The sequence below is a fragment of the Bacillus sp. LBG-1-113 genome (genome assembly GCF_020708615.1).
GTDB lineage: Bacteria > Bacillota > Bacilli > Bacillales > Bacillaceae > Bacillus > Bacillus mojavensis.
The window spans coordinates 1-19612 of sequence record NZ_JAJFDG010000017.1; the positions used below are offsets into that span (position 1 = coordinate 1).

Sequence of the window (19612 nt, forward strand, 5' to 3'; positions counted from 1 at the left end):
TGAAGATAAAAAAACCATTGTTAACTTTATCGTGAAAGAAGTTACCGTTGTGGATTCTGACACCGTATATATTGAAACTTATTAAAGAGGGGTGTATGCACCCCCCTTTTGTAATTACAATCTCATTATTAATTACAAAAGGGGGGTGCACAGATTTCCCGTCACTGATTGATTAAATATATGTTGGGTCAGCTTCCTGTAATAAATGTTCAAACGTTTCTTCGCAAACGAAGGGGATACCTTAAATAGCCAAGCCATATTTTCAATTGCATGTGATTGTATGTACGAAAGATTAATATTACGCAACATGAAAGTTGGAATGCAAAAGTGATATGTAAAATAATTGGATTGCCACTCTAAATAATCAGTCCAGGTTGTTGGCATTGTTTTTTTATCACCTTCATGTCTATATATATGGCAAAATTCATGAGCGAAATCATACCATTGTTCAGTTCGGCTTTTTCGACTGTCCAAGCATATATTATAAATTCCGCTGTGTTTAAGTGCGAAGCTTGTAACAGGTTTAAACGACAGCCTGATATCTAATGACTCGGCAATCCGTTCAAAATTAATTTGTTCTGGTTCTGTAATATCAATCTTCCTGTATAAGTTTTCAATCCAATCCTCTAAATGACTGTTTGTATACCTCAAGATGAAAAACCTCCTTAAAGACGACAATCTAAAAATTGGATTCGTTTAAATATTATATGGAAAGCAAGACTTTTTTCATAGGAAAATGCGTCTAAAAAGATGGAATATGAATCCGTTTAATAATGGCTGTTTTCGTAAGAATGATAATTTTAACACACATCTGGATTTCTCTAGAAAAGTAAAGGTCTTTAGGAATTTATGTCAAAATAATAGTATGTGCCTTATGCAACAAACAGGGAGTTTGGTTGATTAATAAGGAGGGGGAAGTATGAAAATAAATATTCACATATTGGGAGCCTCTGGTGTCGGAACTTCAACATTGGGTGTTGCATTATCAAAGCGTTTGCCTCATACGCATCTTGATACTGATAATTACTATTGGTTAGATAAATTCACTAAAAAAAGAGAAATTTCTGAAAGAAGAAAGTTGCTTGAAAAAGACTTAACAATAAATGAGAAATGGATTCTTTCTGGTGCAGTGTGTGGCTGGGGCGATAATCTAAAAAGTTATTTTGACCTTGTCGTCTTCTTATGGATTCCACAAGAAATACGGCTTGAGAGATTAAGGCATAGGGAATTTCAGCGTTATGGAAATGAAGTGTTAGCCGGTGGCAGTAAATATGAACAATCAAAAGCATTTTTAGAGTGGGCTTCTTTATATGATAATGCTGGAATGGAAGTTAGAAGTAAAGCTTTGCATGAACATTGGATGGAAGATTTATCTTGTCCAGTGCTAAAGATTGAAGGCGATCACTCAGTCAATGAAAGAGTTGACCGTGTCTTGGATTATCTGAATTCTAATTAAACTAACGGATAGCGATAGCTGCATAAGAAAATAAATTTAAAAATCAAAGAAAGTTCCAGTAATGCATTTTACGGATCACGTTTTTTTATACCGCTATCAGTATGCTGTTGGAGGGGTTGAATATCAATAAAAAATTCTTAAAAAGGTTAATGATTGTACCAATTCTATTCATTTGTTATGTTTTATTTTTAAATCCTAAAGTTATACTTGAACAGCAATGTCCTAATAAGCCTTACAGTTTAACAATCGTAAAGCACGGGACAGGTATATTCAATAAGAAAATTGTTTTAATATATTACAAGATCAACGGAAAAACAGTAGCTGTTGGAAATTTGGTGTTTTTTGAGAATTTGGGCAGGGATATAGATGTTACTTGGGATACGAACACTGATGATGGAACTTGGTGGATAGATAAAAGTGTACATTTAACCATGACTTATGCTAAAAATTTTAAGGGGGATTTAGACAAGAAAGATATTGATTTTGATTATGGTACTGTCCAATGATAATGAATCAGTATATTTAAAACAGGAATATACAATAAAAGAACCGCCAGTCGCGGTTCTTTTGTGTTCAGATTTAAACAGATTTAGGAGCAGTTTTTCCTTTCCTTACAATTCGTTCTTTTTTATATCGCTAATGAAGGTTTGTCAATAACTGAAAACTTAGCACAGATCGGTGTTAAAATCCCTTCAACGATAACAGATCGATTGCAAACAATTGAGAGCGAAAAAGAACAGAGTAAGAATAACGCAGACAAAGCTGCTGGCTAAGCCAGTGGCTTTTTTTATTACACAGACAGAAGGAGAGAGGATATATGGCCGTTAAAGTTGTTAAGAATTTAGTCTCTAAATCAAAGTATGGATTGAAATGTCCTAATCCAATGAAAGCTGAATATATCACTATTCATAACACTGCGAACGATGCTTCAGCAGCCAATGAAATTTCTTACATGAAGAATAACTCTAGCTCAACGAGTTTTCACTTTGCAGTAGACGATAAGCAAGTCATTCAAGGTATTCCAACGAATCGTAACGCTTGGCACACAGGAGATGGAACAAACGGTACAGGGAATCGTAAGTCGATTGGTGTCGAAATTTGTTATAGCAAGTCAGGAGGGGCACGATATAAGGCAGCGGAAAAGCTTGCTATTAAGTTTGTGGCGCAGCTACTGAAAGAACGCGGATGGGGTGTTGATCGTGTCCGTAAGCACCAAGACTGGAACGGCAAGTATTGCCCACACCGTATTTTGTCAGAGGGAAGATGGGACGAGGTTAAGGCTGCCATTGAAAAAGAATTGAAGGCGCTGGGCGGGAAAACAAGCTCAAGCAAAACAAGCACAGCCAAAAAGAAAACAACAAGCTCAAGCAGCAAGAAAACGTCATATACGCTGCCTTCTGGCATCTATAAAGTGACAAGTCCGATGCGAAAAGGAGACGACGTAAGGCAGATTCAAAAAGCACTTGCGGCTCTTTATTTCTACCCGGATAAAGGAGCGAAGAATAACGGTATCGACGGCGTATATGGACCGAAAACAGCAGATGCAGTTAGACGATTTCAGTTGATGCATGGACTATCTGCTGATGGAATTTATGGACCTAAGACTAAAGCCAAACTTGAAGCTCTATCAAAGAGGAACTGAACAAGCTCTAAGAATAATAAAACAGCTCCTTATCCTTTTAAATAGCAAAATTTTGGTTGAGTGACTTTTGCCATTAGCCATTACAACCTTTATATCCAAAAATTCTTAATATACATCCAAATATTTTTATTATATACTTATCTAACCAAAAAAACTGGAGGTTGGTTTATTTATGCCATTATCAAATTCAATGACAAATCCGAGTGTTAGACTTGCTACTTCTCCACCACCACCGTTTCTGCTCATAAACACGCTTATATTTAAAACAGATTAAGAATCTGCGAAATATAAGCTGTTTCGCAGATTCGAAGGAGTAGAAAATGAAATCTAGCATACAGTTTATATTATCAATGATTATTTTTGGTACAATTGGTTTAATTGTGAGATACATTGACTTATCTTCGAGTGAAACAGCATTTTTAAGTAGCTCAATTGGTTTTCTCTTTTTAACACTTGTGTTTATTAATAAGAGAAAAAGCTTCTCCTGGCAAAAAATAAAAAGTTGTGGGATATTTCTTTTTTTATCGGGCATTGCTTTGGGAGGAAATTGGATATTTCTTTATCAATCCTATGAGTATACAACACTAACGAATGCCACGTTAGGTTATTATTTTGCACCTGTTTTTGTGATGTTACTTTCACCTATTTTTTTAAAGGAAAAACTCTCTTTTAAAAAAGTGATATGTATCTTCGTAGCAGTATTAGGGATGATGTTCATTGTCGGAAATGGTGTTAGTGCATCCGGAAGAGAGGATTTAATTGGGATTATTTTGGGGTTAATTGCAGCTGCATTTTATGCTGCGTTAATGTTGTTAAATAAGTTTATTAAAGAGATGAATCGGCTGGAAGTAACCATTTTCCAACTGTTGGTCACAGCTTTAATTCTTCTACCATACGTCCTTATTACAGAAGGACTTAACATGCTAAGTGTATCATCATCATCAATTCCTTTTATAATCTTTCTGGGGATTGTAAACACAGGAATAGGGTTCTGGTTGTTTTTCTCTGGCATGGAAAAATTAAAGGGTCAGAGCATAGCTGTGTTGAGTTATGTTGACCCATTTGTGGCTATTCTCATTTCTGGTCTAATATTACAAGAGCAATTCACGCTATTACAAATTATAGGTGGAGTTCTTTTATTAGGGTCTACTTTTGCTAGTGAAATAAGGTTTCGCAGAACACAAGAGTGCGTCAAACGGTTTTAGTCTATGTGTGGGTTACTTAGGACGACATTTATGGACCTAAGACTAGAGAGAAAATTGAACCGTCATTGAAATAAAAGGCCCTCTTGAAAAGAGGGCCTTTTTTATAATATTAATCCTCAATATTTTCTATTACCTGTCTAACCATCTCATGTATTTGGTCAAATTGCCATTCTATATCACCTATTACTAAATGTAACTGTATTAATTCAGAAGTTAGTTTTTCTTTATCTTCAATTTGACTTAAGTTAGCTAAAACTTTATTCATTCTTTCATCTATTTGCGGAAGTTCTTTAATATTTTCCTCTTCTTCTAAAAGTTCTTCTTTTGAAATTAATGTACTATTATATTTTTCATTTAATTCTTTTAAAGTACTAAAGATTTTATCAATATTTGTCATCTATCATAACCACCTATTTTAATTTTCTTCCAATTGCATTCTTAGTCTTAACTTCGTTCAATGTTCCATCCAAATTCAACACTACTCTTAAATTTCCTCTTTTATCGAAAACTTCTAAATGATCCTTGTGCAAATTATCTAAATAAAATCTATCTCCTTTTTTCAGATATGGATTATCCAATTTTTTATTAACTTCATAGATTGATTGGCCTTGGAATTGATTTTTTGTTTTTGTAACATTGTTTTTTATACTTTTTCCAAATCCATCATTAAAAAATTCTTTCATATTCGATACTGATTTAGCTTCACTGGTTACCTTGCTACTATTAGTATTCCCCTTAGAACCATGGTCAAGATCAAAAGACTTTTTAATTTGTTGAATTGTATCTTGTCCAGATTTTTGTAAGTTTAGCACATTTATAGGAACATCACTAGCTAACAGAAGTTCTTTAGCAAAAGGATTTGGTATTGACTCTAAACCTTTTTTTAAAAATTCCCCAAAATCTTTGGTGTCTTTTATTACTTTTTTTGATGCAGACTTACCAACATTTCCGGCGCTGTTTACCCCTTTTTTACCCGACTTGCTGATTCCCTTCTCTGTGACTCTCCCGACCTTTGAAACGACGGATCCACTCTTTGTAACAGCACCACCGCCACCTGATATGAATAAGCTGGCTACATTTAAAGTGAAATATGTGGTGTAGTGCGATTGTGAATACATATCTCCGTGTACAAAGTTTTTATCCCAGCTTTCTTTTACCTCATTCCAAGTAGAATCCCAGGCTTTTTTATAGTCGAATTCAAAAACGGACTTTATCGTTCCTTTTGGATCTAAACCGAGATCGATCCCGAATTTTCCAATTCCTAAGAGCCCTTCACCAGTTTCTTTCGAAAAATCATAATATGCCATTTGTTTGCCTTTATAGTATTCATATACTGGACCTAGATATTTTTTACCCGCTGCATCTATAGGGGCTAAATATTCTTTAACTGTCTTCTCTGTATCATCTATCCCGGCTAATAAACCTTCATATACACCGTCAATCTGTTCTTTCAAAATATCCTTGGTCGCTCGAAGAGGATTATCCCAAAACTCGAGGGATTTAACATACTCCTGTTGTTCAGTGGTGAGGTTGTCGTATCCAATCTCTTTAGCAACTTTTAGATACTCGTCAGGATCATCAACCAACGTATTGAGCTTTTTCTGTAATTCTTCGATTTCCCGTTCTTTTTCTTCTTTCTTTTTAATCGTCAAATAAGCTGCCGTTTGCTTTTCAATATCGCCTTTTTTCTTATGTATATCACTCTCACGGTACGCCTTGGCGTTGTAGTGAATGGGTGTAGCGTTTTTGCCTTTGCCCGTTGCTTCTTGGAGCTTTTGGAAGTCGGATTTGATGAATTGTTCATTAGGTTCTGACAGGGCATACTCTGTCAGTAAATCTTCGTCAAGGTCACCTAGTTTTTCAATTGTTTTTTTGCGTTTATCATTGGCATCTGCAAGCTCATCTTTGAAGGTTTCTGTTGAAAACAAGTCGAGCGGGAGGATTTCGTCGATATCGTTTAGAATATCTTTCATGGCTTTTTTCTGTTCAGACATGATGGATTTGGATTTTTTATGGGCGTTAGCCAGTTCATGTTCTAAAAAAGACTCTTCAATATAAGCATCAGAGAGGCCTTTGTCCTCGACAGCTCCGGCAATGCTGTTAAAAAATGCGATCTTCATGTCAATGTAGTCGATCCATTGATCAGTGACACCTACATGATCGTGATAGAATGCTTTAATGTTATTAGCGCCTTTACCTGAGAATTCGCTGTCGTCCAGTTCAGCGACGCTTTGTAAAGCTTTTCTCAAGTTGACCATTTGCGTCCTTAGTTCTTTATATTCTTTGGCGCGGTCTGTAGCTTCAGACATAAGTGTTTTAGCTTCAAAGACTTTCATAATCATACCCTCTCATTTAATCATATAACAAAATATTACCATGGAAGAATGATGAAACTAACTGTTATGTGGATCAAATGGTGGAAATGAATCATTCGATCTGTGTCATTTTACCTATTTGCTAATCCTTTCAATGAAAGGGGACTTTCCAATTGTAACATCGCCATCATGAAAAATTTCGATAACGTAGCCAGATTCACTAAACATAAAAGTATCTGATCCAACGGCAGTTACATCATCAATTACGTTTAATGCATGCTCAAGACTGGTTTTTAATGCTGGCTGTTCTCCGTAACCCCAAAGAATAATAATGTTCCTATCTTTAAAATGGTGTTTAGCTAGCCAATCGTAAATCTCTTCCTCGTAAACTATAGATTGATGACAACAAACTTCTTTCCACTTGATTCGTCCCCAAGATGTAAAGGGAAACTGTTTGAAAGCAGTTCATAATATTTTGCCGTTAATTCTTCTGATAAGATTTCTTTGTTTTTCCCTAGAGCTTCTAAGCATTCATCAAATAAGTCCAAAATGTTCACCTCAAAAGCTTTATGTATGATGGATTTTTTCAGTATCAGAAATAAGAAAAAGCCGTTATGAAACGGCTAAAGGGAATTAGAACTAATGTTGTTTATCGAATCAAACAAGGAATTCATGAGTAGGTGCTAGAGTTACATTCCGGGATGCTTCCTTCATTTCGCCATTAGACATAGATCCGAAAAAGGCAAGTCCAATTAAAACGGCGGATAAACTGATAAACAATTTAGATTTCATACATGCATTCCCCTTTCGATATTTGTTTTTGAGCATATACCATCTTCTTGAAACAGATGATACTATCCTCTATTTTTCCATTATAATCGAAAAGGTTGCCTCCTAACAATGCCAGCTCTTCCAGATAAGGGTATCCTTTGCCGTTCTCTAAACGAGAAAAAATGTTGAGGAGTTTAGGTGTATCGCCATTTCTTATATAAAGAACGTCTAATGCTTCAAATAAGTTCATAAAAAGTTCGTCTTTAAAATCTACAGCACTTCTGATTCCTTTGCGGAAGCAATCCATTGCTTGTTCTTTTTTCCCTTGTTTAAAATAAATCAACGCTAGGTCATGATAAGCTTGCGGAAGTACGTCAGAGTTTATTTTTCTGTATTGAACCAAGGCTTGTTCGATGTAACGTGCAGCCTTATTTAAGTTGTCCATTTTGTGATAGCAGTTGCCGAGATTGAAAAATGCAGTGGCATAGATGTGAGTATTTTTACTTTTAAGCAGCTCGGCACCTTTTAAAGCTTCTTGAAGGTGGGGGAGAGCTTTTTCATGATTTTCAAGGTCATCGTAGTTGCCGGCAATCACAAAATGACATTGAATACGCCGAACAGAATAAAGCTCGTGTTTCTTATAGATATTGTATGAAAGTTCAGCATAGTGCATTGAGATGTGAGTCATTTTCATATGATAATAGACTTCGGATAACTTAAAATAAAACTCTGCTTTTTCAATCTTGTCGGAGATCGAAGGAATTTTACGTTCAGCTTTTTTATAATATGTAATAGCCTTTGTATATTCACCGTTTCTAAACTCATACATCCCACGGAAGAAGTTATAATAATAAGCTCGCATATTATCTAGTTTTTTCTTATGGCCTTCGATTTTCTTTAAATATTCTGAAAGTTTCATTCGGATTTCATCAGATGGCAGCGTATACTCCAGCATGATCTTATGGCGAAAGGCCATCAATTGATAATAAATAAGCAAGTCTTGATCTTCTTCCATAACCTCTATATCACGTTCTATTTCAGCTTTTAACATTTCAGCATCAGTAACGTTGAATTTTTGAATATGCCTATGCCATTCATTAATTTTCATTCCCACTTCAGCTGATGTGATTGATATCAAGATATTCACCCTTCCCTTAACTCTACTAGTAATGTAAATATTAACAAGTTTGTGTTCGCAGAAAAAGGCAATAGGGCACCGCAATTTAAATTTTCGGTGAGACCGCAATAACTTTTTTATTACACTACTATGTTGAGAGGCTTTTTCTAAGATAGAAGATATCATCTATATTTTCTTTATTGTTTTTTGCTTTAGAGTTATTAAACTCCCTTGTAGGAGTGCAATGACTTGGCATCAATGACATTACAGAACTGATTTGAGTAGAAATAAGATGGAGCGATATTCATTAAAATTCAGGTAATAGCCACACATAGCCATATAAAACACATGATTAATTCTAAATTCTCTACCGATATCGTTCTTAAATTTGATATACTTGAAACTCGTTAGATCTAACTGTTTTGCTACTCAAATGAGAATGATCATTCTTCAATTGGTATAGAATATATTGAGAGAGGGATGAATGATTTAAAGTTGTCAATCCTTTCTCAGAAATAAGAGGCAATACGTTCTAAGGAGGGATTACATGGCTAGAAATAAAGAATTTGATGAAAAAAAGCATTAAGAAAAGCAAAGGGGCTTTTCTGGGAACAGGGTTATGAAAAAACATCCACGCAAGACTTGGTGGACCATATGGGCGTTCCCCGCTGAAGTATCTATGATACATTTGGCGACAAACATACTTTATTTATGCGGCCTTAAGTCACTATGTAGAAGTAATGGGAGTAAGGATGTGAAAACAGAATTAACGGTTCAGTAGGCTATACGAAAATTATTTGTCTCTCCGTACAGGACCAAATAAACGTTTCGGAAAAGACAAAAATTTTCCATTGTGGAAACAAAAGCTATTTTCCCTTGCTGGCGCAAAGTATGACCACAAAGCCAAAAAACACGACGTGGAATACCATTTTATCTTCGTTCTGACGGCGCACAAACTTAAAAAGATTACCAAAATCATTGAAGAAAACAACATTGTTCCAGAGATTTATCCAACACTATTTACCATAGACAACGTAAATGAAGCGCTAGAACTAGTCGCAAATGGACGACCGAAAGGGAAAGTGATTATTAATTTTTAAGGGGGACATGATGAAAGCAGTCCAAATACACAGCTACTCGAAAAAGCTAGAAGCTCACATCAACGATGTGCCTATTCCAAGAATAAACAAACATCAAGTGTTAATCAAAACAAATGTGGCGGGCGTTGACCCACATCTTATATTGGCGATTACTGGAAAGGTGCGCGTTTTTGACCACTATGATTTCCCGTTGACACTCGGAAATGAACTTTCAGGTGTGATTGAATCGGTTGGTGAAGCGGTGACAGACTTTAATAAGGGCGACAGAGTATATGCGCTAATGCCACTAGATACAATGGGTGCCTTTGCAGAATATGTTGTGGCTGATGCAAATATCGTTGCGAAAATGCCAAAACATCTTACTTTTGAAGAAGGGGCTGCCATTCCATTATCGGCTCTGACTGTTGTTCAAGCCTTCGATGTACTGAACGTGAAACCTGGCACAAAACTGTTCATTCCTGGTGGAACAGGCGGATTTGGGCAGATTGCCATTCCGTTTGCGAAATCAAAGAAGCTTTTTGTAGCTGTCAGTGGTAGTGAATCAGCTCGTCATTTAGCGCTATCCATTGGTGCTGACCAGTTCATCGACTATCAGAAGCAAGATTATGTTGAGGTGCTGAAAGATTTCGATTACGTGATTGATACTCGTGGTGCAAGTGAGTTCAGGAATGAATTACGTGTTTTAAAACCTGGCGGAAAATTATTGTCATTGAATGCTGGTCCAAATGCACGTTTTGCAATTCAACATGGCGGATTTTCAACGTTGCAGAGGCTTCTTTTCGGTGTGATCGGCATGCCGTTTGATATAGCGGCACATCTTCAACAGAAAACGTATGATTTCTTATATGTTCAGCCCAATGGCAAACAACTAAAAAACATCACCCAGTGGATTGATGAAGCGGGCATCAAACCAACCATTGATTCGACATTTGCTTTTCGGCAAGTGAACGAAGCTATTGCCAAAATCGCAAAAGGGAAAGCTCAAGGAAAGATTCTTCTGATTATACAAGAGTGAGAAACAACAACATAAAATTGACAAAGATTTTAGTGAGGGGCGGGACGTCAGGTATAGGCTATGCATATGCGAAAAAGATTCTTGAAATGAGCAACACGGCGATTGTCACTAGTCACTCGAAATAAAATATTGACCAAGCAATCAAAGATAACCCTAATTTAATAGGCATTGCTGCGGATGTCAGTCAAGTGAAGTCGGTTGACCAGTTGGATTTTATCTTCTATAAACCGAAAGGTTTAATAAATAGGGCTCGTGCATACAAAGCAAAAGTAGACAAGAACAAAGAAGAAGGATTAGATGTGGATGCCGGTGTGAACATGAGGTTATATACTATCTCATTTTAATGGCTGCTGATATTCTCCTGTTTTAGTCTGATTTTGTTCCCGTTGGAAAAGACCAAATCCAACATGTGGAGCAAATATATTGATGATTAAATTTATAATTCTTTACTTATCGTTCTAAAAAGGGTATTATTTAATCATGGTTTGAAATTCATGTGTTAATTTGAGAATGTTCATTCTACAATGGATTATGACGTTTGTTTTTGTTAGTATTGATTCATTGATTTTTTTAAGGAGAAAAAAATGGCTAGAAGTAAAGAGTTTGACGAAAAAGCAGTATTAAGAAAAGCAATGGAGCTTTTCTGGGAACAGGGTTATGAAAAAACATCCATGCAAGATTTGGTAAATCATATGGGGATACACCGCAGGAGTATATATGACACATTTGGTGACAAGCGTTCATTGTTTTTAGCTTCCCTTAATCACTATGAAGAGCTCATCGTCAATGAGATGGAAAGCATAATTAGCAGCACTTCATCCATTAAACAGGCGATACGTGATGTTTTTATTTTCGTACTGAATTCCATGGAACAATACCCAAAAGGTTGTCTATCAGTAAATGCAGCCATTGAATTATCTTTGTTGGACAAAGAAATTGGACGCATAGTTACAAAAATGTTTAACCGTACTGAAGATATGTTTAATAACCTTATAAAACGGGGCCAAACTAGTGGAGAGATATCAAAAGAAATCGATTCTGATAACATATCTCGTTTCTTACACAACAATTTGGTAGGTATAAGAGTACTAATAAAAACTAATTACAGTAAAAAAGAATTAGAAGGCATCATTACTCTAGCACTTTCAGTGTTGGACTAGCTTTCTTTTTTTACCCTATTTAGAACGTTCATTCTAAAATTAGCATGAAACAAACCATCATAATGCATACTTATAAAATCGTTTTTTAATTTCTAAGGAGGAACACAAAAATGACAAACTTTAAAATACCATCAGTATCAGAATTTATTGAAGCAGATGGAACTCGTTACGCATATAGAAAATTTGGTACACAAGATGGTATACCACTAGTATTTCTTGTTCACTTTAGAGGAACGATGGAAAACTGGGATCCAGACATGCTTGAACCTATTGCAAATAAACGCCCAGTAATCTTATTTGACAATAAAGGGGTTGGTGAGACAGATGGACTAACGCCTACTACAATTGCTGATATGGCAAAAGATACAGCAACATTTATAAAAGCTCTTGGATTAGAACAAGTTGACATTCTTGGTTTTTCCATTGGTGGTATGGTTGCACAAGAGCTAGCTTTACAAGAAGGAGATTTAGTAAGAAAAATTATTATGGCAGGTACTTCGCCTGAATCTGGTATTAATCCAAATCCAGAGATTTTTGAAAGAATGAATCGTCACGGCGGAACGGAGGAAGATGGAATAAATGATTTTATGTTCTTTTTCTACGCGCAAACCGAAACAAGTAAATCTGCAGGAATGGCTTCACTACAAAGAATTTTTAATCAGAAAAAAGTAAACAGTTCAGAACAAGTAAAAGAGGCACAATTACAAGCCATTGCAAAATGGGCTAAACAAAAATCTAATCATGATTATGAATGGTTACAAAACATCAAACACCCTGTACTTGTTACTAATGGTGTTAATGATGTAATGGTACCGACTAAAAACAGTTACATCTTAGCAGAGAAATTACCCAAAGCTCAGCTGATTATATATCCTGATTCTGGTCACGGGCATCTGTTTCAATTTCCAGAACTATTTGCAGAACACGTAAATTTATTTCTTGATTCTAATTCTTATTAAAAAGGAGTATTCATATGAGCAGATTATTTGAAAAAGTTCGTATTGGAAACATTGACTTAAAAAATCGTATAGGTATGGCTCCGATGACTAGAAATAGAGCTTTACCAGATGGTACGCCGAGCGATTTAGTAGCAGAGTACTATGGTCAGCGTGCTTCAGTCGGTTTAATTATAAGTGAAGGAACCCAACCTTCAGATGATGGGCAAGGTTACACGAATACACCTGGTATTTATACAGAAAATCATATTAGAGGGTGGAAAAAAGTAACTTCTAAAGTTCATAGTGAAGGCGGTCATATTTTTATTCAGCTTATGCATGTGGGACGTGTATCACACCCTGATAACACCCCTCACCACCGCCAAGCAGTTGCACCGTCAGCTATTGCACCTGGTGTAGAAATTTTCACGGCAGAAGGAATGAAAGAAATTCCAACACCAAGAGAACTGAGTGAGCTTGAGATAAAAGATGTTATCAATGAGTTTCGTTTAGCAGCTCGTTCAGCAATTGAAGCTGGTGCAGACGGAGTAGAAATTCACGGAGCGAATGGTTATCTGATCCAGCAATTCCTTAGTGAAAACTCCAATCATCGCCAAGATGCATACGGTGGTACGATTGAGGGGCGTTCTCGATTCGCTATTGAAGTAGCTAAAGCAGTTGTTGATGAAATAGGAGCAGAAAGAACAGGCATCCGTTTTTCTCCTCAAGGAACACTGCAAGGCATTGATGAAGGGGAAAATAGCCTTGAGATGTATCGCTATTTAATAAGTGAATTAAATAAGCTTAACCTTGCATATCTGCATTTAATGCACTTTGGAAACGAGCAATTCCTAAAAGATGTGCGTCAACTTTGGGATCAAGCACTTCTTGTTAACCGTCCAGGTCGTCCTCTAGATCAACTTTCGTCTGATGTAGATAATAATCTTGCAGATGTTGTCACAGTAGGCACTTGGGTACTAGCTAATCCAGACTTTGCAGAACGGATTAAATCAGGTGCTCCCCTAAACGAACCTGATCAAAACACGCTCTATGCAGGAGGAAAAGAAGGTTATACAGATTATCCTTTCTTAAAATAATTTATTTAATATGAATATCCCATCTAGGGAAGGGATATTCATATTCTTTTTTCTTAGGTTCGTTAGGAAAAGATACATGTGCGTTAAATAAAAATGTGGAGGATTGTAACGAAAGCTTTAGCGATTGAAAACTACGGTAAAAAAAACAAATTTTTTACTTCCCTAAGCCCAAAATAAATAATGGCGAGGTCTTAGTTGAGATATATGCGGCAAGTATAAATCCTCTTGATACAAAAATTTGAATTATGGATAACATACATCCATAGTAACAACTCGCAGTAAGAAACGCTGTAAAACGTTTTAAAAGTTCAAACTAAAAATGGAGGTGTGCTGTCAAATGAAAAAAACTGTTCTTATCACCGGGGTATCAGGTGGAATTGGCAAAGAGTTGGCGGATCGTTTCGCCAAGGGAGGATATAATTTGGTGCTGGTGGCGCGTAGCGAGGGTAAGCTTTTGGAGCTAGCGAAGGAATATCGGAAAAGATATGGCAGTCAAGCGACGGTCATCGCCAAGGATGTGGCGTCACCCGGCGTGCCGGAGGAGATTTTTGCGGAGCTCAAGGAGAAGGGGATCGTCGTCGACTATCTTGTCAATAATGCCGGCTTCGGTTTGTACGGGACATTCTTGGAGACGCAGTTAGAACAAGAGACGAATATGATTGACGTCAATATCAAGGCTCTGACTGTTATGACGAAACTGTTCTTGCCAGATATGGTCAAACGGGGCCAAGGAGGCGTGATGAATGTGGCTTCGTTGGTGGCTTTTTTCCCGGGACCTATGATGTCGGTTTACTACGCAACGAAGGCGTACGTGCTGTCGTTTACCGAGGCTTTGGAGAACGAGCTGAGCGGCACAGGGGTGACTGTGACGGCACTATGTCCGGGTCTGACGTCAACCGGCTTCGTTGATCGTTCGGGTATTGGTGAATCGAAGTTGTTCCAGAGTGGTGCTATCATGGAGGCCGGGCAGGTGGCTGAGGAAGGGTACCGAGGCTTCTTACGCGGCAAGACGTTCATAATGCCAGGTGCTCGCAACCGGTTCATGGCATTCCTTCCGCGGTTGATGCCGCGCAAAATGGTGACCCGTATGGTCAGATCCACACAGCAAAGAACAGGGCATTGACCTAATTGAGGGTGAGTGGCAGTTGATTATGATCTGCCATCCTAGCCAAGATCTCGTAATGGAATAAATCGTTTACTAAAAAAGTTACAGAGACTGTTATAAAGACGGAAACTTCCTTATTTGATCTGCTGAAACATGGTCAAGAACAAGGAGAAATTTCTAAACACTATGATATCAAAGGGCTTTCTCAATTTATTCATAATTCACTCGTAGGAATACGAGTATTCGCAAAAACAACAAATGATAAAAAAGAATTAGAAACCATTATCGATTTGACTTTGGCAACACTAGATTGAGATATATCTTGTTATTTGAATTAATTAACACCAATCTGAAAATATTTTTAAGGAGAGAATAATATGAAGTACACAGTTATTACAGGAGCAAGCTCAGGTATAGGATATGAGACAGCATTAGCATTTGCTGCTCGTGGCAAAAACTTAATTATTGTAGCTAGAAGATTAGATAAATTAGAAGAACTTAAATCAACCATTCAGAATCTAAATCCTGATTTAGATGTTATTATTCGTACAAGTGACCTATCTGTCACAGATCAGGCATATACACTGTATAACAGTTTAAAGGAGTATCAAATTGAGACTTGGATTAATAATGCCGGGCTTGGTGAAACCTCTTCTGTCATAGATCAGAATTTAGATAAAGTAGAAACCATGTTACGCGTTAACATAGAATCCTTGACAATCCTTTCTACACTATTTGTAAGAGATTATGCTGATGTAGAGGGAACTCAATTAATTAACGTATCCTCAGCACTTGGATATGTAATTGCTGTTGGCAGTGTTGCTTATTCTGCTTCTAAATATTATGTTAGTGCCTTCACCGAAGGGCTTGCAAAAGAACTTGAACTGAAAGGTGCGAAAATGAAGGCAAAAGTTTTAGCACCAGCAATGACGGAAACAGAATTCGCAAAACATGCAAATGATAAGAAAGAGTTTGATTACAAAGCAAATCTCCCTATGTACCACACAGCTAAGCAAATGGCAGGTTTTATGATGGAGGTTTATTACAAAGATGAAGTGGTGGGGGTTGTAGATGAAAACTATGAATTCAATTTGAGAAAGCCGATCTATCCAATACTAGTATGGTAACATAATCGTTTGGCGATGGCACCAATGACACGTAGCAGTGCGCAAGAAGATGGTACATCAGGAGAACTAAGTTCCCTTTAATATGCTTAAAGAGCATCTATGGGATTACTTATTAGTGAAGGTACACAACCTCCTGACGATGGTCAAGGTTACTTATCCTACGTGAAAGAATGAGAATCTCAGAAAGGATAAGCATAACTTATATGGCAAATATCAAGGTTCCACAAACAGTTTGGAACTGGAAGTGACTCTCTATTTTTGTACAGAAAAAGAGGGAATAAAAAGTAGTTTTTGCTTAAAAATGGCATACAACTGAAAAATGCTTGACGCATGAATTGTGCTTTACTGGCAGGCGTATACTGCATTCGGACGCTATGGGCTGATGAACTTTAACGTCTGTTCCACGGATGGAGTGCGGGAACACCGGCTGTAATAATCTCAATGGAAGGATGCTAATGAAAAAAATGAAAACACTCATGAAAGCAGCTCAGATCACCAAGTATTCAAAAAATATCCATGCCAAAGTCAATGACATTCCAATTCCAGAAATCGATGAAAACGAAGTCTTGGTAAAGGTCAAAGCTGCAGCGGTCAATCCGCTCGAAATGTTGATTATCACAGGTAGCGTGAAACTGATTCAAGATTATGAATTCCCATTAACGCTTGGTAATGAATTGACAGGTGTTGTTGAAAAAGTGGGAAAAAATGTAACGAACTTCCGCGTAGGAGATGCCATCTATACACGTCTCCCGCTAGAAAAAATTGGTGGTTTTGCGGAATATGCCGCAATTGACGCTGCCGCAATTGCACCCATGCCAAAAAATTTGTCTTACGTGGAAGCGGCTGCTGCACCACTGGCTGGACTTACAGCGTATCAAGGCCTGCATGAAGAACTTGAGGCACAGTCAGGTAAATCTGTTTTCATTCCAGGTGGATCAGGCAGTTTTGGTCAAATGGCTGTACCAATCGCAAAGACAATGGGCCTAAATGTCATTGTTAGTGGCAGCTCAGAAGCGCGCGAACGCACTTTGGAAATGGGTGCCGATCAATATTTGGATTATTCAACAGAAAACTATGTTGACTTGTTGTCTGATGTGGATTACGTGATTGATACACTGGGTCCTAAAGAGTTTGACAGTGAATTGAGTATCATCAAACCAGGGGGAAGATTGCTCTCTCTCCGTACAGGACCAAATAAACGTTTCGGAAAAGACCGAAATTTCCCATCGTGGAAAAAAATTCTATTTTCCCTTGCTGGTGCAAATTATGACCGCAAAGCCAAGAAACAAAACGTGGAATACCATTTTATCTTCGTTCGTTCTGACGGCGCCCAACTTAAAGAGATTACCAAAATCATTGAAGAAAATAACATTGTTCCAGCAATTCATCCAACACGATTTACCATAGAAAACGTAAATGAAGCGCTAAAACTAGTCGCAAATGGACGACCAAAAGGGAAAGTGATTATTAATTTTTAAGGGGAATATGAAGAAAGCAGTCAAAAAGTTGAGATCATTTATGTAAAGGATTTTGAAAGGCAATAATAAAGTGTTACAAACCGCGAGTTCTGCTGATTAAGAAATGGTAAAGATAAAAAGCTAGATTAGATCATAGAAAAACTTCAGAAAGCCGGAGTCCTGTATCAGTAATTATAGAACATGGAGAATTAGCCATTTTAATTGTTTCTTATAAAAAATGTTGGGGTGAAATTGGACAGGCGGTTGCTCTAACAGAAATGTCACCAGTGGCATGTTATATGCCTAGTTATAAAAGAAAACTCTTTATTGGGGACTTAGGCATTAGTAAATGTCAATAAAAACCGATGGTTTCAAACTATCGGTTTTTTATAATGTTTTCATACTCATTGAAAATCACCTCATTAGGACAAACAGTTATTACATAGCATTACCCAAGGGGTGATGCATTTTATGAAGATAATAATCATCGAGGGACCGCAAGCTGACAAATGCATTAACGATTGCTATCATTATTTTATAAAACTTTATAGGAAGGAGATCCAGGGTGATAGCAATATATGTAAGGGTGTCGACCGAGGAACAAGCGATCAAGGGATCGAGCATCGACAGCCAGACTGAAGCCTGTATAAAGAAAGCAGGGACAAAGGATGTGCTGAAGTATGCCGATGAAGGATTTTCTGGAGAGCTTTTAGAACGTCCGGCTTTGAATCGCTTGAGGGAGGATGCAAGCAAAGGACTAATAAGTCAAGTCATTTGTTACGATCCAGACCGTCTTTCTCGGAAATTAATGAATCAGCTTATCATTGATGATGAACTCCGAAAGCGAAACATACCATTGATTTTTGTTAATGGAGAGTACGCCAATTCTCCAGAGGGTCAATTGTTTTTCGCAATGCGCGGGGCAATCTCAGAATTTGAAAAAGCCAAAATCAAAGAACGGACATCAAGCGGCCGACTTCAAAAAATGAAAAAAGGCATGATCATTAAAGATTCTAAACTATATGGCTATAAATTTGTTAAAGAGAAAAGAACTCTTGAGATATATGAAGAGGAAGCAAAAATCATTCGGATGATTTTCAACTATTTCACCGATCATAAAAGCCCTTTTTTCGGCAGAGTAAATGGTATTGCTCTACACTTATCTCAAATGGGGGTTAAAACAAAAAAAGGCGCCAAAGTATGGCATAGGCAGGTTGTTCGTCAGATATTAATGAACTCTTCTTATAAGGGTGAACACAAGCAGTATAAATATGACACTGAGGGTTCTTATGTTTCAAAACAGGCGGGGAACAAATCTATAATTAAAATAAGACCTGAAGAGGAGCAGATCACAGTGTCAATTCCAGCAATAATCCCAGCGGAACAATGGGATTATGCTCAAGAACTCTTAGGTCAAAGTAAAAGAAAGCACTTGAGTATCAGCCCTCACAATTACTTGTTATCGGGTTTGGTTAGATGCGGGAAATGCGGAAATACAATGACAGGAAAGAAAAGAAAATCACATGGTAAAGACTACTATGTGTATACTTGCCGGAAAAATTATTCTGGAGCAAAGGACCGCGGCTGCGGAAAAGAAATGTCTGAGAATAAATTAAACCGGCATGTATGGGGTGAAATTTTTAAATTCATCACAAATCCTCAAAAGTATGCTTCTTTTAAAGAGATTGAACAATCAAATCACCTGTCTGACGAATTAGAACTTATTCAAAAAGAGATAGAGAAAACAAAAAAAGGCCGCAAGCGTCTTTTAACGCTAATCAGCCTAAGCGATGACGATGATTTAGATATTGATGAAATCAAAGCACAAATTATTGAGTTGCAAAAAAAGCAAAACCAACTTACTGAAAAGTGTAACGAAATTAAATCAAAAATGAAAGTATTAGATGATACAAGCTCAAGCGAAAATGCTCTAAACAGAGCTATCGACTATTTTCAATCAATCGGTGCGGATAACTTAACTCTTGAAGATAAAAAAACCATTGTTAACTTTATCGTGAAAGAAGTTACCGTTGTGGATTCTGACACCGTATATATTGAAACTTATTAAAGAGGGGTGTATGCACCCCCCTTTTGTAATTACAATCTCATT

General features: G+C 37.1%; 20 protein-coding genes and 5 pseudogenes. 18 read left to right on the forward strand and 7 right to left on the reverse strand.

Going from position 1 to position 19612, the window contains the following annotated elements; all coding sequences use genetic code 11:
- Positions 1-85: hypothetical protein (locus LJF29_RS21360; RefSeq protein WP_250622095.1), on the forward strand; the 85-nt coding region annotated here is incomplete at its 5' end.
- A 47-nt stretch (positions 86-132) separates the two neighbouring features.
- Here the strand turns inward: LJF29_RS21360 and LJF29_RS20705 are convergent.
- The gene (locus tag LJF29_RS20705) at positions 133-651 is read right to left on the reverse strand and encodes an ImmA/IrrE family metallo-endopeptidase (protein WP_229150272.1); all 519 of its coding nucleotides are present in this window, start codon (positions 649-651) and stop codon (positions 133-135) included.
- Between the two features lie 268 nt (positions 652-919).
- On the opposite strand from LJF29_RS20705, the gene LJF29_RS20710 reads away from it, so the two are divergent.
- The 5 genes and pseudogenes from LJF29_RS20710 to LJF29_RS20730 all read left to right on the forward strand — a co-directional run bounded on the left by LJF29_RS20710 (position 920) and on the right by LJF29_RS20730 (position 4303).
- On the forward strand, positions 920-1456 hold the full coding sequence (locus LJF29_RS20710; RefSeq protein ID WP_229150273.1) for an AAA family ATPase: 537 nt from the start codon (positions 920-922) through the stop codon (positions 1454-1456).
- A gap of 116 nt (positions 1457-1572) precedes the next feature.
- The gene (locus tag LJF29_RS20715) at positions 1573-1962 is read left to right on the forward strand and encodes a hypothetical protein (protein WP_229150274.1); all 390 of its coding nucleotides are present in this window, start codon (positions 1573-1575) and stop codon (positions 1960-1962) included.
- 99 nt (positions 1963-2061) lie between these two features.
- Positions 2062-2229: pseudogene (locus tag LJF29_RS20720) on the forward strand (phage holin family protein); the annotation flags it as partial.
- 44 nt (positions 2230-2273) lie between these two features.
- Entirely contained in the window at positions 2274-3098 is an 825-nt protein-coding gene (locus LJF29_RS20725) for an N-acetylmuramoyl-L-alanine amidase (protein WP_229150275.1), read from the forward strand.
- A gap of 320 nt (positions 3099-3418) precedes the next feature.
- A complete protein-coding gene (locus tag LJF29_RS20730; RefSeq protein ID WP_229150276.1) occupies positions 3419-4303 on the forward strand; it encodes a DMT family transporter in 885 nt (294 codons plus the stop codon).
- A gap of 109 nt (positions 4304-4412) precedes the next feature.
- On the opposite strand, the gene LJF29_RS20735 is transcribed toward LJF29_RS20730, so the two are convergent.
- The 6 genes from LJF29_RS20735 to rapE form a co-directional block, all read right to left on the reverse strand.
- Positions 4413-4700 (reverse strand): hypothetical protein, encoded by a 288-nt coding sequence (locus tag LJF29_RS20735; RefSeq protein ID WP_174616728.1) that lies wholly within the window; start codon positions 4698-4700, stop codon positions 4413-4415.
- 13 nt (positions 4701-4713) lie between these two features.
- Positions 4714-6639: a ribonuclease YeeF family protein gene (locus LJF29_RS20740; RefSeq protein WP_229150277.1), complete on the reverse strand. Its 1926-nt coding sequence runs from the start codon at positions 6637-6639 to the stop codon at positions 4714-4716.
- Between the two features lie 114 nt (positions 6640-6753).
- Positions 6754-7044, reverse strand: a complete 291-nt coding sequence (locus tag LJF29_RS21365; RefSeq protein WP_420709712.1) for a hypothetical protein — start codon at positions 7042-7044, stop codon at positions 6754-6756.
- Complete coding sequence (locus LJF29_RS20745) at positions 7008-7166, reverse strand: hypothetical protein (protein WP_003245945.1); 159 nt, start codon at positions 7164-7166, stop codon at positions 7008-7010. Before LJF29_RS20745 ends, LJF29_RS21365 begins: the two co-directional genes overlap by 37 nt.
- A gap of 109 nt (positions 7167-7275) precedes the next feature.
- A complete protein-coding gene (gene phrE, locus LJF29_RS20750; RefSeq protein WP_014114495.1) occupies positions 7276-7410 on the reverse strand; it encodes a phosphatase RapE inhibitor PhrE in 135 nt (44 codons plus the stop codon).
- On the reverse strand, positions 7400-8527 hold the full coding sequence (gene rapE / locus LJF29_RS20755) for a response regulator aspartate phosphatase RapE (protein ID WP_229150278.1): 1128 nt from the start codon (positions 8525-8527) through the stop codon (positions 7400-7402). The genes phrE and rapE overlap by 11 nt, the downstream gene beginning before the upstream one ends.
- A 526-nt stretch (positions 8528-9053) precedes the next feature.
- Here rapE and LJF29_RS20760 point away from each other — a divergent pair.
- From LJF29_RS20760 to spoIVCA, 12 genes and pseudogenes are all read left to right on the forward strand, one after another.
- A pseudogene (locus LJF29_RS20760) lies at positions 9054-9175 on the forward strand (TetR family transcriptional regulator); the annotation flags it as partial.
- A 128-nt stretch (positions 9176-9303) separates the two neighbouring features.
- Positions 9304-9606: pseudogene (locus LJF29_RS20765) on the forward strand (zinc-binding dehydrogenase); the annotation flags it as partial.
- A 10-nt stretch (positions 9607-9616) separates the two neighbouring features.
- Positions 9617-10621, forward strand: a complete 1005-nt coding sequence (locus LJF29_RS20770; protein ID WP_087993864.1) for an NADP-dependent oxidoreductase — start codon at positions 9617-9619, stop codon at positions 10619-10621.
- 224 nt (positions 10622-10845) lie between these two features.
- Positions 10846-10988, forward strand: a pseudogene (locus tag LJF29_RS20775) (tryptophan--tRNA ligase); the annotation flags it as partial.
- A 217-nt stretch (positions 10989-11205) separates the two neighbouring features.
- Positions 11206-11781, forward strand: coding sequence for a TetR/AcrR family transcriptional regulator (locus tag LJF29_RS20780; protein ID WP_087993865.1), 576 nt, complete (start codon positions 11206-11208; stop codon positions 11779-11781).
- Between the two features lie 110 nt (positions 11782-11891).
- Complete coding sequence (locus tag LJF29_RS20785) at positions 11892-12740, forward strand: alpha/beta fold hydrolase (protein WP_229150279.1); 849 nt, start codon at positions 11892-11894, stop codon at positions 12738-12740.
- A gap of 14 nt (positions 12741-12754) precedes the next feature.
- Positions 12755-13813 (forward strand): alkene reductase, encoded by a 1059-nt coding sequence (locus LJF29_RS20790; RefSeq protein WP_124058663.1) that lies wholly within the window; start codon positions 12755-12757, stop codon positions 13811-13813.
- A 337-nt stretch (positions 13814-14150) separates the two neighbouring features.
- Positions 14151-14936 (forward strand): SDR family NAD(P)-dependent oxidoreductase, encoded by a 786-nt coding sequence (locus LJF29_RS20795; RefSeq protein WP_087990794.1) that lies wholly within the window; start codon positions 14151-14153, stop codon positions 14934-14936.
- A gap of 359 nt (positions 14937-15295) precedes the next feature.
- On the forward strand, positions 15296-16045 hold the full coding sequence (locus LJF29_RS20800) for an SDR family NAD(P)-dependent oxidoreductase (RefSeq protein WP_087990793.1): 750 nt from the start codon (positions 15296-15298) through the stop codon (positions 16043-16045).
- Between the two features lie 464 nt (positions 16046-16509).
- Positions 16510-17523, forward strand: coding sequence for an NADP-dependent oxidoreductase (locus LJF29_RS20810; RefSeq protein WP_229150280.1), 1014 nt, complete (start codon positions 16510-16512; stop codon positions 17521-17523).
- Positions 17524-17973: 450 nt separating this feature from the next.
- Positions 17974-18152 (forward strand): annotated as a pseudogene (locus LJF29_RS21275) (hypothetical protein).
- Positions 18089-19570: a site-specific DNA recombinase SpoIVCA gene (gene spoIVCA, locus LJF29_RS20820; RefSeq protein ID WP_413287396.1), complete on the forward strand. Its 1482-nt coding sequence runs from the start codon at positions 18089-18091 to the stop codon at positions 19568-19570. Before LJF29_RS21275 ends, spoIVCA begins: the two are co-directional and overlap by 64 nt.
- Positions 19571-19612: the final 42 nt, after the last annotated feature.

What these genes read in the sequence shown, in the direction of transcription:
- LJF29_RS20710 (WP_229150273.1), top strand. Translation starts at nt 920, where the DNA reads ATGAAAATAAATATTCACATATTGGGAGCCTCTGGTGTCGGAACTTCA.
- LJF29_RS20725 (WP_229150275.1), top strand. Translation starts at nt 2,274, where the DNA reads ATGGCCGTTAAAGTTGTTAAGAATTTAGTCTCTAAATCAAAGTATGGA.
- LJF29_RS20730 (WP_229150276.1), top strand. Translation starts at nt 3,419, where the DNA reads ATGAAATCTAGCATACAGTTTATATTATCAATGATTATTTTTGGTACA.
- LJF29_RS20735 (WP_174616728.1), bottom strand. Translation starts at nt 4,700, where the DNA reads ATGACAAATATTGATAAAATCTTTAGTACTTTAAAAGAATTAAATGAA.
- LJF29_RS20740 (WP_229150277.1), bottom strand. Translation starts at nt 6,639, where the DNA reads ATGAAAGTCTTTGAAGCTAAAACACTTATGTCTGAAGCTACAGACCGC.
- phrE (WP_014114495.1), bottom strand. Translation starts at nt 7,410, where the DNA reads ATGAAATCTAAATTGTTTATCAGTTTATCCGCCGTTTTAATTGGACTT.
- LJF29_RS20770 (WP_087993864.1), top strand. Translation starts at nt 9,617, where the DNA reads ATGAAAGCAGTCCAAATACACAGCTACTCGAAAAAGCTAGAAGCTCAC.
- LJF29_RS20780 (WP_087993865.1), top strand. Translation starts at nt 11,206, where the DNA reads ATGGCTAGAAGTAAAGAGTTTGACGAAAAAGCAGTATTAAGAAAAGCA.
- LJF29_RS20785 (WP_229150279.1), top strand. Translation starts at nt 11,892, where the DNA reads ATGACAAACTTTAAAATACCATCAGTATCAGAATTTATTGAAGCAGAT.
- LJF29_RS20790 (WP_124058663.1), top strand. Translation starts at nt 12,755, where the DNA reads ATGAGCAGATTATTTGAAAAAGTTCGTATTGGAAACATTGACTTAAAA.
- LJF29_RS20795 (WP_087990794.1), top strand. Translation starts at nt 14,151, where the DNA reads ATGAAAAAAACTGTTCTTATCACCGGGGTATCAGGTGGAATTGGCAAA.
- LJF29_RS20800 (WP_087990793.1), top strand. Translation starts at nt 15,296, where the DNA reads ATGAAGTACACAGTTATTACAGGAGCAAGCTCAGGTATAGGATATGAG.
- LJF29_RS20810 (WP_229150280.1), top strand. Translation starts at nt 16,510, where the DNA reads ATGAAAACACTCATGAAAGCAGCTCAGATCACCAAGTATTCAAAAAAT.